This is a genomic window from Pseudodesulfovibrio sediminis (assembly GCF_020886695.1).
GTDB lineage: Bacteria > Desulfobacterota > Desulfovibrionia > Desulfovibrionales > Desulfovibrionaceae > Pseudodesulfovibrio > Pseudodesulfovibrio sediminis.
In genome coordinates this window covers 2,931,815-2,944,828 of the sequence record NZ_AP024485.1, presented here as the reverse complement: position 1 = coordinate 2,944,828, position 13,014 = coordinate 2,931,815, and the positions used below count along the sequence as shown (strand labels likewise).

Here is a 13,014-nt window from a genome sequence, read left to right as displayed (position 1 = left end):
CTATGCTTTCCTTTAATACCTGTTTCCCTGTTTCAATTGACGCGACCATTGATAAGCTCTTGTTAATTGGTAAAACGTGGCGGCGTAATAGTCCACATTCAACTATAAATGAGCTTATAGACTTACATTTTTGTTCGGCAAATGAATGCCATATTGAAAACAACTCTGAATCGCTCCATTTCCAAAAGCACTTCTACGATCAAACAGAAATAGGTGGTATCCGGCATACCGTACTAGAGGGAGATATTAATTGGGTAACCGAAATAGTTGGATATAAAACCAAAACTTCATACTGGGTTTCAATTAAAGTTTTTAAAGAATCATCACTCCCCTTGTTGGATGACCACGAAAGCAAAAAACCTCATATTGTTAAACTAATTATGAAAGAAATGGGAGTTGGATTTGATGGGGATGTGCCTGTTGGCGACAAACCAATCTTCTTAAAGACGGGGGACGAAATCATTGCTCAAAAAGCGATGGGTGCCAATCTAGGTTGTGTAATGCCAACCGTTTATGTAAGCGTCCGGAATACAGGAAAACACAACATAAAATATAATGCAATCGCAGAACGTTTATCAGGCATGGCCCATGTGTTAGTAGAACCTAGCGTTCAGTTTTCGCGCAACCTTAGAGTTAAAGTTGACGATATCAATGCATATAATGGCGCTGTTGGCATATATTGGCCAGGAGGTACGAATAGACTCTATTTTGTACAGCGGGGAAAATACATAAATCCAAATCGAGTGGCCAATGATGTCTGCCGGGTAGTTAGACAGGCTCTTCTCTCTCAACGCGGAATCAAAAAATGTACTTGGTTTCACCTTCAAGAAATTAAATCAAAAATCAAACTATCAGATCTAAAAAAAAGTGGCTCCAATAAGCTTGAAGAATATATCAATACCTTTGACGAGGAGTTGGAAGCCACAAAAAGTGAATTAGATCTAGCTAGAAGAGAAATTGAACAACTTAATACAAAATTATACACGAACACTATGAGCACCCCAGTTCCCGGTACTCCAGCTCTTATCAAGGGGAATGAAGATGAAAAATACCAAGGAGAGACGACAGATATGCTGCTTGAAATATTAGAAAAGCAGATACACTGCTGTGAAGTTGGAACAAGAAGAAAAGATATTATTGAAGACATTCTTAGTACCAACAGTTGTTATGGGAACCGAAAGAAATTACTTGCTCGTTTAAAAGAAACTTTTAAAAAATACCAAAAGCTTGATGGAAAAACACGCGGAGAACTTGATAGAATGGCTTTTTCCATATCAGAAGAAGGTAAACACTACAAATTAAATTTTAAAAATGACAACAGGTATACAGTCGTTCTCCCTAAAACAAGTAGTGATTACAGGGCTGGTCTAAACACATATAGCGACCTTCAAAAAAAAATGTTCTAAAATTCATCAATCCCTGCATATGCTTGCCAATAAGGTTGTGGAACCTGTATAGATCTCAATATGTCCGCTGCACTTGGCAAACGTGTCCTGAAATGGACCCTCCTGATCACTCCATGGCTGCTCGCGCTTCTGCTGGCAGCGGGCTGGGGGCTGACCGTGTGGACTCCGGGATATCTGGAGAAACTGGTCCCCCAACTGGCTGCGGAGATGGCCATCCCCCTGACCGAATTCCAGATCCGCAACGCAGGGCTGTTTTCCGCTGATATCGGTCCTGTACAGATAGGCGAGGGCAACAACAGTGTCCGGCTCGCCAACGTGCATGTCACGTATACCCCGGCCTCGCTCAAACAGGGGCAGGTCAACTCCGTGGAACTGGACGGCGTGACACTGTCCTGCCAGTACGATGGCACCACCCTCATTATCCCGGCCCTTGATCTCCTGCCACAATCACAGGGTGACGCGTCCGCGAACAACGCCATCCCCGATCTTCCCTTCGAGCGTCTGGTGCTGCGGGACTCCACCCTCCATTGCGATATCAAGGGCGAACCGCTCTCCATCCCCTTTTCCGCCACGATCTCCCCCGGCACGGTCCTCGACTTTCAGGTAGACTTGAGCCTCCGCGATCAGGCGGTGGAGGTCACAGGCTCCCTCGGCCCCACGCTCGACGATCTCGGCATCCGTCTGGTCACCCCCCGGTTCCGCCTCGGCGCCCTGGCCGATTTCATGCCCATCCCCATCAGCGGAGACATGGCGCTCGACTGCTCTGCCGTAGTTGATCTGGCCAATCCGGGCATGCTCACAGCCGACTTTGACGCCACCATGACACAGGCCGACCTCTCCGGACTGAACGTGACCCTCAAAAAAGACGAGGCCATCCACCTCAAGGGCAGCCTGGCAGATAAAGAAATCACCTTTTCCATGGATGAAGTGGCTGTTGCCGCACCCTACCCCGCTACCGTGGGCATCCGGTACGGGATGATCTCCAGCGAATCCCTGTCCGCCCAATTCACGCTGGATGGTGCCGGGGCAAAGATGGGCGGGCGGTTCGACGCCAACCGGAACGGCGAGCTCTGGGATGTTTCCCTGACCGCCGCCAACCCTGAAAACATCACCCTGAATATTGATGGCCGCCAGCTCCACCTGGCAACGCTCATTTTCTCCCTTCAAGGGACCGCCACCCCGGAACAGGCCGACATGGTCCTCAATTGCGCCACCAAAGGAGCGGCACTGGGCAACACCGGTTTTCGATCAGGCCCCTTGCGGCTCACCCTGCCGCTCAAATGGCCCGCGCCCGAGCGGCACACCCCCGGCACAGTGACCATGCACTCCCTGCGCATGGACAAACGCATGCTCGGCAACGTCTCAGCCACAGTCCGCCAGCAGGGAACCAACGTGACCTACAACGGTGTCCTGAAAACCAATCTCCTGCCCGGTCTGCGCGTTCGACTCTCCGGCCTGACCTCATTGGTGAGCAGCAACGTCACCGCACAATTCGCCATCAAGGACTATGCGCTGCCAAAGGGGTTCACCCCCTCGTCCATTGTCCCGGACGCGGGCGATATGACCGTGGCCGGAAAGCTGAACGTCAACGGGGCCGTCAAGGTCGATATTGACGGTGTCCAATCCACTGTGCAGGCCACCTTTTCCGACGGCGAAGTGCTGCTGGCCGGGGGGCAGACGTCCATCTCCGGCATCAACCTCTCCTTCAATTCACCGGAACTGCATCCTCTGCGAAGCGGTCCGGCACAGGAGCTGACCTTCACCTCCCTCAAGTCGGGCGCCATTGACGTCACTAACGGAAAGATCATCTACCAACTGGAGCCAGGCGGGATCATCCTCTTTGAACAGGCCGGGTTCAACTGGGCGGGCGGCCATGTCTCCAGCCGGGCTTTCCGCATAACGCCGGGGTCGCAAAAATATGACATCACCATGTTCTGCTCCGAACTCAAGCTGTCGGCGATACTGGCGCAGCTGGGCCTGGCTCAGGCCGAGGGCGAAGCCTCGCTCTCCGGCGAGCTGCCCGTGTCGTGGGAGCGTGGCAAGATCACCTTCAACAAGGGCTTCCTGCACTCCACTCCGGGCGAAAGCGGCACCATTCAGGTAGAGGCCATGGCCGACCTGGTGGCTGCCATTCCCGAAGGCACCCCTCAGCGCGGCCAGATAGAGCTGGCGCAGGCGGCCGTGAAGAATTTCGAATACAAGTGGGTACGCATCAAGGCGGACACCGTGGGGGAAGATCTGGTAGTGCGCCTCTCAGTTGACGGCAAACCGGCCGGGACATTACCCTTTGTCTACAAAAAGGAGTTCGGCGGATTCATGAAGGTCACAGGCAATGTTCAGGGGTCGAACTTTCAGGGCATCCGGCTGGATGTGAATTTCAGCGTACCCTTGGACCGCATTTTGCTTTATAAGGATATTGTCAACATGATCGAATAGGGAGAAACGGGACATGAAACACATACTGACACTCGCGGCATGCCTCTTGCTATTATCTGCCTGGAGTTGCTCCACCAGTCACAAGGTGGAAGTAGCCCCTGTGGAGGTCAAGCCCATCCACATCACAATCGACGTCAACGTCAAGGTTGACAAGGCACTGGATGATTTCTTCTCTGACATCGATGATGTCCCAGTCACCCCGGAGGCAACCAATGCGCAATAAAACACCACTCATCCTCATCGTCACTCTCGCTGTCTGCCTGATGGCAAGCGTGGCTCTGGCCGGAAGTCTCAAGGACCGCATGATCGCACGCAGACCCGCAGTGGCCGCGTTGCTGGCTGACGGCACCGTGGGCGAAAACAATCAGGGCTTCCTCGAATTCAAGGGCCCGAAAAAGCAGGCAGACGTTATTGCCGCAGAGAACAAGGACAGGGTTACCGTCTATCAGGCCATTGCCCGAAAGACCGGTGCCACACCGGATATCGTGGCCCAGCGCAGAGCGGCCCAGATCGCCCAGCAGGCTGCACCCGGCACATGGCTGCAAAAGCCCGACGGCAGTTGGTACAAGAAATAGTCGATTCACATGGAATCCATCGGCGGCGTCATGACATCTCGACATGACGCCGCCTTCCCTTTACTCTCCTCCCCATGCCTGCAGCCCAGTTCATCACTGTCACGGACGCCGAATCCGGCCAGAAGCTCCTTCAATTCCTTGAACGGCGACTGACCGGCGATGTGCCGCGCTCGGCCATCCAGCGATGGATTCGCAAGGGACAGGTACGTGTGGACAAGGGGCGCAAAAAACCGTTCGACCGCATCCAAAGCGGGCAAATCGTGCGCATCCCTCCCTATACGCCGGGCGAAAGCTCCGCGACCGTAACCACCGGCCCGCTGGAGACTGTCTATGAAGATGACGATATCATTGCCATCGCCAAGCCTGCCGGACTGGCAGCGCATGGCGGGGACGGCATCACCGATTCGGTCATGGCCCGTCTGCGCGCCATCCACGCCGAGGCGGACTTCATGCCCACTCTGCCCCACCGGCTGGACCGGGACACCTCCGGCCTCCTGCTGGCAGCCAAGAACTATGCAGCCCTGCGCAGGCTCAACGAGTGTTTCGCCTCCGGCGGCGTGGGCAAGCTCTATCTTGCCTGGGTCAAGGGAAGGTGGAGTGCAGCCGGAACAACCCTGCTCGAAGATCAATTGGAGAAATCAGGAATGCCCGGCGAAGAAAGAGTCCGCGCCGGTTCGGGCAAGACCGCCCTTGCCGAGGTAACGGGACTCATTGTCGGACAGAAATACAGTCTGGTGGCCATCTGCCTGATCACGGGACGCACGCATCAGATCCGCGTGCAGCTCGCCTCGCGCAACCATCCGGTCGTGGGAGATCGCAAGTACGGAAAGGGCAACGAACGCGGCGCCATGCGCCTGCACTGCTCCGCCATGCACATTGAAGGAAAGGCCCTCTCACTGGCCCCGCCGTGGACCGGAAAATGGGAAGCGCCTCCCGACACTGTGCGAGAGGCGCTTGCGTTGATACAGAAATAACCCGGTCTAGTGCCAGGTCAGGGTGATCGCTTCGTCGGCGCTGGTATCGAACTCGGTGACCAGCTCCATTTCAGCGGCCATGACATCGTCCAGCGTGGTCCATTTGGCGCATTCCTCGGTATAATCAACCAGGGTCTTCACCTTGACCGCTGCCACCACATCATTCTCCACCGTGACGACATAGGCGCGCACGAGATCACAAAATTTTGATCCATAAATTGTCCGTGGAGCGAGCGCCTGGATACCCTTTGCCGGGATCGCCAACTTTCTCCTGACAAGCTGCTCGAATTTTTCACGGGGCATCTTGGAGACCAGAATCGCAGACCCGCTGTCATCCATGAACAAATACCCTTTGACATCCACGCCTCTGAAAGTGCGCTCCATATAATGCTCATAGGTATAGCTGTCCCCCAGCTGCACCGTCACGAATTGTCCGGTCTCAGGTAGCGTGTACGTCACCGTGTTCTCCACCCGGTTCTCAATCATGGTTGTTTTGGCCGCGCACCCGGCGAACAGTGAGACAAGCAGGCTCACCATCAGTACTGTCAACACTCGTTTCATACTCATCTCCTTATTTCCAACCGATCACGTCGTACCCTTTGTCACGCAGGCACCTATCGACGAATTGCTTATGAATGGCTGCCGGATCACCGGAATTAACCGCTTCCGACACAGTCTGCCCCGCTGCTGCCGCTCCACCGGCCGCCGCCGCAGTTCGCCCTACATCGTTGCCGATAATCGCCGCAAACACCGCGCCTGCGGCTGCGGCTATACCTGCCGAAGTCGCGACTTTGCCCGCGGCCTCGTTGCCATCAATTGCAGCAGCCCCGGCCTCTTCGGCCTTGAGGATACACGCATCAATATCCGCCTGCGCCACCTGCATGCCCACCGACTCCAGGTGCGCATTGGGATAGAGAACCGGGCGCTTCTTGCCGCATCCTGCCGCCATGAGCACGAGCCCGATCAAGGCCAGGAGGAGCAGGGGTCGAAGTTCTTTCATTATAATCCTCCAAGAATTCTTGCGGTAACAATACCGTAAAGTGTCACAGGGTCAATGCCAAAAAAGGGATTTCGCCAAACACGCACTTTCTTGCATCAGGAAGAAAAAGACGATATATTGAAAAAGTCTAGAAATCCTTAGGGAGGCTTATATGCGAAAAATATTGTGTCTTTTCATAGTGTTGAACATGTTGTTCATGGCGTCTGGTTGTACGATATACAACGTGAGCATGGACGAGAGAAGCGTGGGCGATCAGGCCTCTGATGAACAGATCACGTTCCAAATCAAGGGGAAATTTCTGGAAGACGACAGCGTCAAATATCTCGATTTTGACGCGGCCAGCTATTATGGGCACGTCTACATCGTCGGCGAGTATGAAAGCACCACCCAGATCGACAGGGCCGTGCAGATAGCCCGCAGCGTCGATGGAGTGCGCGACGTCACGCGATACATGCTTCCCAAGCGACCAGACGATCACTGCGGCACCACCGACAACCTTGAAATCTATGCCAGGCTCAAGGAAAAGCTCATCAGCGACGGCGACACCTGGTCCACCAATGTGAACATCAAGGTGGTCCAGTGCAACGTGGTCCTGCTTGGTATTGTCGGGTCCAAGGCTGAGATCAACAGGGTCATTGCCCATGCCAAGAGCGTGGCAGGCGTCCGTTCTGTCAAATCCTATCTCAAGGCTCAACCGCGATGAACGACGCGCCTCCCCGGCCTCGCGGACGCCTCCGTTCGCACATGCTTCTGAGCTGCCTCTTGCTGGCAGCTCTCGCGTCCATGGTCGGGTGCGCGTCCCACACGGCTGACATCCCGCCGGGGGCCACGCCTGCCGTACGGGCAACGCCGGACACGAAACAGGCCGCAGCCATTGTCCGCACGGCGAGCGTGCTCAAGGGAGCGCCCTACAAATGGGGCGGCTACTCACCGGAAACCGGCTTTGATTGTTCGGGATTGATCTGGTTCGTCTACCACCAGCACGGCATCAACCTGCCCAGGATGTCCTGGCAGCAGTTCGGCGTCGGCACCGCCATACACAAAAGCGAAATCAGGCCTGGTGATCTGGTCTTCTACAAAGTCAATAAATCAGGGAAAACACTGCATGTGGGCATTGTGACGGACCGGGGCACGTTTATCCATGCGCCCAGCTCCGGCAAACAGGTCATGGAATCGAACCTGAACCTCCAATACTGGAAAAGACATTATATCGGGGCGCGTCGAGTTTTCTAGCCCTCTTTCCCATCAGATCCCTTCTTTTTCCGTAGCACGGCATCACGCGTCTTCCGCACCCGCTTCTCCACAGATTTTCCCGCCTTGGAAAAGAACCCGCCAGCCCTGGCAACGGCTGCTTCCGCCTTGCCCACGGCCGGAGAAATCTCACGAGAGACCTCTTTGACGGTCTCTTCCACCTTACGAGCCGAACGTTTGATTCCGTCTGCGGTCTTGTCCACGACCTTGTCCACGCCATCCACTACGGTCCTGGCCGAATAGCGCACCTCTCGTCCCATGGCCTTTGCCGAGTCCTTGACTTCGCGCCCCATGGATTTGGCAGAATCCTTGACGCCCCGTCCAACAGTTCTGGCACCCGTACCGACATTTCCGGCCGCACCGGTAAAGGTCTTGCCCATGGACTTGGCCGCCTTTTTCGCGCCGTTCTTCACCGCACCGGACGATCCCTTGAGCAGAAGCTTGGTCACGCGGGTGATGGATTCCCCACTGACGGACACAAACATTTTGGCCGCTTCCAGCGTGGCACTGCGACGCATACGGCCCCGTGTATCGAGCTCAAGGCTCATATAATTGCGCGCCACGATACCACAGCGGGTGGCGAGCAGGGAGTTTGTCGAGCCGCTCAGAATGGAGGCGGTTACGGTGCCGGCCACAGCCTCGGCGCCGGGCATGGCCCCGATGGCCGAGGTGGCCACCAGCGGTCCCATGAGTTCATGGACATATTCCTCTATGCCGAACTCGTCTATGCTCCCGGCCAAAAACGCCGTGATCGCAATATTGGCATACAGGTTGATCAGCTCGCGACTGTGCGGCCGTTGATTATACAGCTTTGAGATGCGCCAGACCAAACGCGCAATGAGAAACAGAACCACCAGCGCATCCAGCCGCCCGTTCTGGGAGATGGCCGTGCCCACGAAGACACGTTTGGCCGTGGTACGAATCTCTTCATCGGCCCGGGACCGGAGTACGTTGAGCCCCACCTCCATCCCGGTCTCGTCATTGACCACCACCCCGTTGTCCTTGAGGATGCGGTTTCTGGACAGTCGTTTCATCAACTGCGAACGGAACTGCCGCAGCTCCTCTTCGGTAGGATCGGCATGCACCATGATCGGTCGGGGGCGCACCAGGGCAACCGCCACCAGCCAGCCCAACGTGCCGAAAACCAGCGTGAACAGAATCCAGAAAACAAACGAGGGCAGTTCCGGGTGTATCCGCCCGGCAAAGTCGGACAGCCCCACAACGCAATCATACAAGAAGGCAAGAAATGCCCCGATGATGACGACCCCTGCGATGGTCAGGAAATTCTTCATGGCTCTCGACATAGCTACTACTGTGCTCCATTTTACGCGTCTGCAGCGTCACTGCATACATACGCCTGTTTCAGCAAGACGCAACTCCGGAGCAAAGTCCAGATTGTGCAATAACATGCAGTAGACATGTGCAAAAAAAGGCCGCCTCGACATACCCGAACAGCAGTCAACAGCGGCCCAAAAAAGCAAATTAAAAGCAACGAATCCTATGGAATCAATGGTTTGTAATAGGTGCCGATTTTGACACGATCAGTGGAGTACTGGCTTTTGAGCTTCACCTTCAACGTGTCGGTTTCCCAACGGTAGACATCCCAATCTTTTTCTTTCTTGTGATCAGGCAGGCCATACTTGTCCATGAGGTTGGAGACCACCCGCTTGATGTCAATGGCCTTGTCGATCTCCACGATGGATGCATAGAGTTTGCCGTTGATGAAGGCGTAGGTGACCTCCGCTTTTTCGATTTCGAAAATACCGCACGGTTCCACCTTGGAAACCGTGTAATACTTCACGTCTCCGGCAGCCCTATCAAACGTGATCTTCTCAACAGCGGAAATGGGTTGCCCCCATGGTACGGCATTGCACTCAGCCCCGGCAAAGGTCGCCACAGCGCAGGCAAGCGTCAACATAACAGCAAAAAATGATGCGAGAATTTTCAAACCGATCTCCTTGATATTGAAGTCTGTATAATACCACTCTCACGGACGAAGGCAGCGGTGTCAACTGTTCGTTTTTGTTCCCTTATAGGTGAACGCCTTTTTATCCATGGTATAATACGAGCCCCTGTCAATGCCCACGGCATTGCCGCACGAACAATACACCTTGCCGCCCCGCTCCTCCATATTCCATACCTTTTTGATACGGTCCTTGTGACAACGGTGTACCTCCCCCTGACCGATCTTGTAATACTTCCAGAGCTTGCGCCGACAGGCTGAACATTTAAGTGTAAGCATCGGCTGAATATAGATGATTTTGCCTTCGGCGGCCAGAAGGGAAAAACCTTGGTCCAGAAGCGGGAGGGGAAAAGACAGGGAGGGTACTTGTGTTGAGACTTGTGCTACCTCGTTTTTACTGGCACAAAAGCCCTTACGACCAACCATCTATATTGATTTCATGAACTCCAAGCTCACACATAGGTCTGTCATGCGAAAAAACATCTTTCTTTTGGTTCTTCTGCTGATGCTGCTGTCCGCCTTTGGTTGCAACGCCAAAAAGCCCACCGTTTATATGGACATTCCCATTAAGCCGGTTACCACTCCCACGCTATATAGCTACGGCCCCAGTTCCGGGACGTATTTATATACAATAAAAACCGCGGAAAAGATCTCCTCCAAAATAATGAATATTGACATGGAGATGCAGTATACTGTGACGCGCAAGGCTGATTTGATTTCCTGGAATATCGACATTCCGAAAATCAAAGTTGATGCAGTAGAAGTCAGACCTGAAAAACTCATTGCGCACGCAACCCTGATTACCAACACACACGGGGAAATGCAGAAGGATGCGTACCTGTCTTCTCCCTGGCTGGAATCACTCCCCGATTATAATGAAGAGCAAAAGGAAAAGATTGATCAACTCGCATCCCGTTTGGCAGACATGATTGCCCAATTGTCTTTGAAACCAATTGTCTCAGGTCAATCTCTTTGGGAAAAATCACTAAATACGATGAAAGACATTCAGAACATCGAAGGAGTAACGATACGCGAAGACCAAATGGTGAAAAACACATTACAGGGTGAGTTCATGACCAACGGCATTCAATATGTCGCTTCAACCATTGATGAGGATTTCACCTTCTCTGTAGAAGATCTGCCTGTCACAATGACGATTTCGGGAAAATCCATATACCAAAAAACAAATATGGAATTGGTCGACATGACCATGGAAATCAACGGCTCTACTCCCGGCATCAAAAATTTTGTCACTGTAACAGCCCGGTGGCAAAAACAATAAACGCAGAGCAATCCGTACACCGCCGGGCAGGGAGACACCCACAGCATACCGTCTTCCTGATTACATCATATACGCCTGTACACAAAAAGCCCCGACCTGTTGGCCGGGGCTTCTTCATGTTCTCCGAATTTCTGTGGCTATTGTCGCTCGAACTGCACCGTCTCGATCTCCGGGAAGTCATCGAGCTTCTTGGAGATACCTGCCTGGAGAAAGGAATCCACCCACCAGAAGATGTTGTTTTTTCGCACCTGCTCACGGAGTTTCAACATGCTCGCCTTCCGCTCATCTCTGCCCCAGTGCAGAGCGCGGTGCAGGGCCTTGGCAATACCTTCCATGTCATACGGGTTGACCAGATAGGCGTGCTTCTGAAGCTGGGCAGCGGCACCGGCAAACTCGCTCAGGACCAACACGCCGCTCCCTGAGTTGTTGCATGCGCAATACTCCTTGGCCACCAGATTCATGCCATCCCGCAGCGGCGTGACCAGGCCGATGTCGGCGGCCGAATAATAGGCCACCAATTCCTCATGGGGCAGACTGCGATAATGATAATGAACCGGCACCCAACCGGGAAAGGAGAACTCTCCATTGACCCGGCCAACCAGCTGTTCAATCTCCTGACGCAGCTCCTTGTACTCGTCCACTTCCTCGCGGCTCGGCACGGCTATCTGGATGAAATTCACCTTGCCAACCATGTCCGGGTACCGCCGCAACAGGGTATGGAACGATTGAATGCGCTCCGGGATGCCCTTGGTATAATCAAGACGATCCACGCCGAGAATGATCTTGCGATGCCGGAGGGCCTCCTTCACATCAAACGCCTGCTGGGCCACCTCGGGCCGCTTGGCCAGACCGGAAAATTGATTGTAATCAATGGAGATGGGGAACGCCCCCAGACGGAACCGACGGTTGCCCACGGTCACAGTAACCACGGCCCCACGCCCCTCCGCCTTGGCCTCGGGCATGAGACGCTGAAGGCAACCCATGAAGTTACGCCTGTCCTGTACGGTCTGAAAACCCACCAGATCATACTCCGTCAACGCCTGAATGACCTTCCAGCGCCATGGCAGTTTCATGAAGATGTCCGGCGGAGGAAACGGAATATGCAGGAAGAACCCGGTGTTCCGCTTCACGCCCATGGATTTGAGAAAAAACGCCTGGTGCATGAGGTGGTAATCCTGCACCCAGATGTAATCGTCCGGTGTCGATTTGCGGGCCACCACCTCCGCAAACTTGAAGTTCACGTCCAGATAGGCACGCCAATAGCGCGGGTGGAACCGACAACGGGTCTGCAGATCGTGGAAAAGCGGCCAGATTATCTCATTGGAAAAACCGAAATAGTAGTCATCCACTTCCTGCTTCGTCAGCGGTACCGTGGCCAGATCATACCCGGCATCACTACAAAAATCACTCAACAGGCCATCAACATCCATGTCCGGGTCAGACGACGCCCCGGCCCAGCCGATCCAGGCACCACCGCGGTTCTTGAGCACCGGAGCCATGGCTGTAACCAGCCCACCGGCCCCCTGCTTGACGGCCCATGCATCATCAACTTTCTTCAAGGCCACAGGCAAACGATTTGATACCACTACAAGTCGCTGTAATCCGGGCTGTGTATCACTCATTCTCTTGCGCACCTTTCTGCTATATTTTTCTTGATTGAACAGACATTACCGTTCAATGGTCAGGAATTCAATGGTCATATTCAAACAGATGGCAAAAAACATCCCTGTTCCCTGTTGACACTGGCGCACCCGTACTTATCCTTTGCCGCAGTCGATATCACACGCCGCAACACAGTTGCGGTGAAGAGAACATAAAGGAGAATACACCATGGGTTTGAAACCATTGCATGATCGCGTCATTGTTCAGAGAAAGGCAGAAGAAGAAAAAACAGCCGGGGGCATCTACATCCCGGATTCCGCCAAAGAGAAACCGCAGGGCGGTATCATCGTGGCCGCAGGTCCCGAGTGCAAGACCGTTGCCGAAGGCGACATCATCCTGTTTGCCAAGTATGCTGGCAGCGAATTCAGCATGGACGGCGACGAGCTGATCATCATGCGCGAAGACGACATCCTCGGCGTATTTGCATAAAGCTGGACGTCTGGAGACTCTCTCACGGCCACGATT

15 protein-coding genes are annotated in these 13,014 nt (G+C 53.9%); 9 read left to right on the top strand and 6 right to left on the bottom strand.

What is annotated here, in order from left to right; genetic code table 11:
• Nucleotides 1-2 precede the first annotated feature (2 nt).
• The 5 genes from SRBAKS_RS13995 to SRBAKS_RS13975 all read left to right on the top strand — a co-directional run bounded on the left by SRBAKS_RS13995 (nt 3) and on the right by SRBAKS_RS13975 (nt 5,391).
• On the top strand, nt 3-1,406 hold the full coding sequence (locus tag SRBAKS_RS13995; protein WP_229591508.1) for a hypothetical protein: 1,404 nt from the start codon (nt 3-5) through the stop codon (nt 1,404-1,406).
• Between the two features lie 60 nt (nt 1,407-1,466).
• A complete protein-coding gene (locus tag SRBAKS_RS13990; protein ID WP_229591507.1) occupies nt 1,467-3,842 on the top strand; it encodes an intermembrane phospholipid transport protein YdbH family protein in 2,376 nt (791 codons plus the stop codon).
• Nucleotides 3,843-3,855: 13 nt separating this feature from the next.
• Complete coding sequence (locus SRBAKS_RS13985) at nt 3,856-4,065, top strand: hypothetical protein (protein ID WP_229591506.1); 210 nt, start codon at nt 3,856-3,858, stop codon at nt 4,063-4,065.
• The gene (locus SRBAKS_RS13980; RefSeq protein WP_229591505.1) at nt 4,055-4,417 is read left to right on the top strand and encodes a YdbL family probable chaperone protein; all 363 of its coding nucleotides are present in this window, start codon (nt 4,055-4,057) and stop codon (nt 4,415-4,417) included. Before SRBAKS_RS13985 ends, SRBAKS_RS13980 begins: the two co-directional genes overlap by 11 nt.
• 74 nt (nt 4,418-4,491) lie before the next feature.
• Entirely contained in the window at nt 4,492-5,391 is a 900-nt protein-coding gene (locus SRBAKS_RS13975) for a pseudouridine synthase (protein ID WP_229591504.1), read from the top strand.
• Between the two features lie 6 nt (nt 5,392-5,397).
• On the opposite strand, the gene SRBAKS_RS13970 is transcribed toward SRBAKS_RS13975, so the two are convergent.
• Together SRBAKS_RS13970 and SRBAKS_RS13965 are read right to left on the bottom strand one after the other, a co-directional pair.
• Nucleotides 5,398-5,952, bottom strand: coding sequence for a hypothetical protein (locus SRBAKS_RS13970; RefSeq protein ID WP_229591503.1), 555 nt, complete (start codon nt 5,950-5,952; stop codon nt 5,398-5,400).
• A gap of 10 nt (nt 5,953-5,962) precedes the next feature.
• The gene (locus SRBAKS_RS13965) at nt 5,963-6,391 is read right to left on the bottom strand and encodes a hypothetical protein (protein ID WP_229591502.1); all 429 of its coding nucleotides are present in this window, start codon (nt 6,389-6,391) and stop codon (nt 5,963-5,965) included.
• Nucleotides 6,392-6,542: 151 nt separating this feature from the next.
• Here SRBAKS_RS13965 and SRBAKS_RS13960 point away from each other — a divergent pair, with 151 nt between their 5' ends.
• Both SRBAKS_RS13960 and SRBAKS_RS13955 read left to right on the top strand, forming a co-directional pair.
• Nucleotides 6,543-7,094, top strand: a complete 552-nt coding sequence (locus SRBAKS_RS13960; RefSeq protein ID WP_229591501.1) for a BON domain-containing protein — start codon at nt 6,543-6,545, stop codon at nt 7,092-7,094.
• A gap of 41 nt (nt 7,095-7,135) precedes the next feature.
• Nucleotides 7,136-7,624, top strand: coding sequence for a C40 family peptidase (locus tag SRBAKS_RS13955; protein ID WP_229591500.1), 489 nt, complete (start codon nt 7,136-7,138; stop codon nt 7,622-7,624).
• Here the strand turns inward: SRBAKS_RS13955 and SRBAKS_RS13950 are convergent.
• The 3 genes from SRBAKS_RS13950 to SRBAKS_RS13940 all read right to left on the bottom strand — a co-directional run bounded on the left by SRBAKS_RS13950 (nt 7,621) and on the right by SRBAKS_RS13940 (nt 9,884).
• The gene (locus SRBAKS_RS13950; protein ID WP_229591499.1) at nt 7,621-8,946 is read right to left on the bottom strand and encodes a DUF697 domain-containing protein; all 1,326 of its coding nucleotides are present in this window, start codon (nt 8,944-8,946) and stop codon (nt 7,621-7,623) included. The two genes, SRBAKS_RS13955 and SRBAKS_RS13950, sit on opposite strands and share 4 nt — an antisense overlap.
• 194 nt (nt 8,947-9,140) lie before the next feature.
• The gene (locus SRBAKS_RS13945) at nt 9,141-9,590 is read right to left on the bottom strand and encodes a hypothetical protein (RefSeq protein WP_229591498.1); all 450 of its coding nucleotides are present in this window, start codon (nt 9,588-9,590) and stop codon (nt 9,141-9,143) included.
• A 60-nt stretch (nt 9,591-9,650) separates the two neighbouring features.
• Nucleotides 9,651-9,884 carry a hypothetical protein gene (locus SRBAKS_RS13940; protein ID WP_229591497.1) on the bottom strand — a complete coding sequence of 78 codons (234 nt, stop codon included), beginning with the start codon at nt 9,882-9,884 and terminating at the stop codon, nt 9,651-9,653.
• A gap of 190 nt (nt 9,885-10,074) precedes the next feature.
• Here SRBAKS_RS13940 and SRBAKS_RS13935 point away from each other — a divergent pair, with 190 nt between their 5' ends.
• A complete protein-coding gene (locus tag SRBAKS_RS13935) occupies nt 10,075-10,887 on the top strand; it encodes a hypothetical protein (RefSeq protein ID WP_229591496.1) in 813 nt (270 codons plus the stop codon).
• A 137-nt stretch (nt 10,888-11,024) separates the two neighbouring features.
• On the opposite strand, the gene SRBAKS_RS13930 is transcribed toward SRBAKS_RS13935, so the two are convergent.
• Nucleotides 11,025-12,509: an alpha,alpha-trehalose-phosphate synthase (UDP-forming) gene (locus SRBAKS_RS13930; protein ID WP_229591495.1), complete on the bottom strand. Its 1,485-nt coding sequence runs from the start codon at nt 12,507-12,509 to the stop codon at nt 11,025-11,027.
• Between the two features lie 208 nt (nt 12,510-12,717).
• On the opposite strand from SRBAKS_RS13930, the gene SRBAKS_RS13925 reads away from it, so the two are divergent.
• The gene (locus SRBAKS_RS13925; RefSeq protein ID WP_229591494.1) at nt 12,718-12,978 is read left to right on the top strand and encodes a co-chaperone GroES; all 261 of its coding nucleotides are present in this window, start codon (nt 12,718-12,720) and stop codon (nt 12,976-12,978) included.
• Nucleotides 12,979-13,014 lie beyond the last annotated feature (36 nt).